The sequence below is a fragment of the Micromonospora sp. NPDC050695 genome, assembly GCF_040654415.1.
Lineage (GTDB): Bacteria > Actinomycetota > Actinomycetes > Mycobacteriales > Micromonosporaceae > Micromonospora.
In genome coordinates this window covers 1-1,576 of record NZ_JBFAHZ010000145.1, presented here as the reverse complement: position 1 = coordinate 1,576, position 1,576 = coordinate 1, and the positions used below count along the sequence as shown (strand labels likewise).

The window sequence follows — 1,576 nt, the reverse complement described above, 5'->3', positions numbered from 1 at the left end:
GGCCCGCACCGGCGCCGCGGATCCGCGAGCCTCGCTACCTCGACGAACGTCCCGCCGAGGTCGAGGACCGCACGGTACCGGGACACTGGGAGGGCAGGGCTATTGCGTAGTGGTGTTGACCCTGGTCGCGGTCGGTATTTCGGTGGTCACGGCGGTGATGAGGTCGTGGGGGCGGTGGCTGGCCTCTCGGGTGGCTTCGGCGATGTTGGTGGCGCCGTTGATGCGGTGATATCCGATCGAGGTGTTACGGAGGGTGGCGAACACGGCGGGGCCGTTGCCGGTCCTGGCCCGGTGGGCGTCTTCACGGAGCGTGACATCCCGTACGTAATGTAGGCGGTTCTCGATATGCCACTCGGAACGCGCCCACGTGCCGAGATCGGCGGGTTGGGCTTGGCCGGCGGGTAGTGAGCTGGTCAGGTAGGCGGCTTCACGGGTGGTCTTGCCCTTGATCGTGCGGGTGCGGGTGATCCGGACGGCCTGCTGTGCGTGGGGAAAACCCAGCCCTCCCGGAGTCTTGACGGTCAGCGCCTTGACCGTGCGGGTCTCCCTACGGCCGTGGCCGGTCTCGCGGGTCTGGACCCCGACCGGGACCTCGGCCCACGGCAGACCCTTGAGCTGGGCGAACAGGGTGGGCTGGTTACCCTTGACCGCGGCCATCAGATGCCCGCCGGCAGCGGCGAGCAACTCGGCGTGCCCGATCTGGGCGTGCAGCGCGTCCGCGACGACCAGAACGTCCTTCAATGACCCCAACACGGCCGCGACCAGCTTGAACAGCGGAGTGAACGCGGGGATTTCGTTGGACTTCGCAGCGATCTGCACTTGGGCGAGCACGATCCCGGTGCTGGTGTCGTACGCCGACAGCAGGTGGACCTGCCGGCCGTCGGCCAGTCGGGCACCCCGCGCGACCTTCCCATCGACGGCGATCACCAGGCGCCACCTGCGCCCGGCGACCACGACCGGCGACGCCCTCGCCCGCAGCCAGCGAGCAAGGACCTGCGACAACACTTCGGCGTCGAGCCGGATCAACAACCGCCACACCGTCGTCGCGGCGGGCACCCGGCCGGTGAACCCGAGCCGCTGCCAGACCGTACGGTCCTGGAAACGCACCCAGTCGCAGACCGCAGCGAACGTGCACGCCCCGGCCATCACCGCGCATACCGCTGCCGCCAGGATGCTGACCAGTGGATACCGTCGGCCGCGCGGATCGCGCGGGTCGTTTACCGCTTCCAACGCGATGAACAGGCTCCGACGGTCACCATCGGTGACCGTGGCCGGGCACGGCATGTCCGGGGGGCGCTGCGGCAGCACGATCTCGGCCAGTAAGGATGACATCAGCGGGTGCGGTCCTGTTCTCGATCATGGTCTTCGCAAACTCATGATCACCGACAGGCCGCACCCGTCCTACATGGACCCCCAGACCTCGCCGGATCCCAGCAAAACCCCAGCTCAAAAGCATCTCAACCGACTACGCAACAGCCCTGACTGGGAGGGCGACCTGGTCATCGGCAAGGGCGGCAAGTCCGCGGTCGCTACGCTGGTCGAGCGGACCTCACGGATGCTGGTCCTGGTCCCGCTG

2 protein-coding genes are annotated in these 1,576 nt (G+C 68.1%); one reads left to right on the top strand and one right to left on the bottom strand.

Annotated features, from left to right (window positions below; translation table 11 throughout):
- Nucleotides 1-99: 99 nt before the first annotated feature.
- On the bottom strand, nt 100-1,332 hold the full coding sequence (locus AB0H52_RS31970; protein ID WP_357952021.1) for an ISAs1 family transposase: 1,233 nt from the start codon (nt 1,330-1,332) through the stop codon (nt 100-102).
- Between the two features lie 43 nt (nt 1,333-1,375).
- Here AB0H52_RS31970 and AB0H52_RS31965 point away from each other — a divergent pair.
- Nucleotides 1,376-1,576: hypothetical protein (locus tag AB0H52_RS31965; RefSeq protein ID WP_357952023.1), on the top strand; the 201-nt coding region annotated here is incomplete at its 3' end.